At 49.1% G+C, this 318-nt stretch carries 2 rRNA genes; both read left to right on the top strand.

The features are described from left to right. Positions 1–88: ribosomal RNA gene (gene rrf / locus AACU78_RS19165) — 5S ribosomal RNA — on the top strand; the annotation flags it as partial. A 109-nt stretch (positions 89–197) separates the two neighbouring features. Beyond that, positions 198–313 (top strand): 5S ribosomal RNA (gene rrf / locus AACU78_RS19160). Positions 314–318 lie beyond the last annotated feature (5 nt).

Raw genomic sequence — 318 nt, 5'->3', positions numbered from 1 at the left:
CTGATCCCATCCCGAACTCAGCAGTGAAACGATGCATCGCCGATGGTAGTGTGGGGTTTCCCCATGTGAGAGTAGGTCATCGTCAAGATTAAATTCCAAAGCCCCTGTTTGCTAACGCAAACAGGGGTTTTGTTTATGTAGAAGTCCATGAATTTCACCGGCACGTTGCAAGCGCAACGCACTGGTACACAGAATTTCTTGACGACCATAGAGCATTGGAACCACCTGATCCCATCCCGAACTCAGCAGTGAAACGATGCATCGCCGATGGTAGTGTGGGGTTTCCCCATGTGAGAGTAGGTCATCGTCAAGATTAAA

This window comes from Pseudomonas sp. R9.37, from assembly GCF_963878885.1.
In the GTDB taxonomy this organism is placed as follows: domain Bacteria; phylum Pseudomonadota; class Gammaproteobacteria; order Pseudomonadales; family Pseudomonadaceae; genus Aquipseudomonas.
Note: the sequence above shows the minus strand (reverse complement) of the source record. Positions and strands in the feature narration are given on the sequence as shown.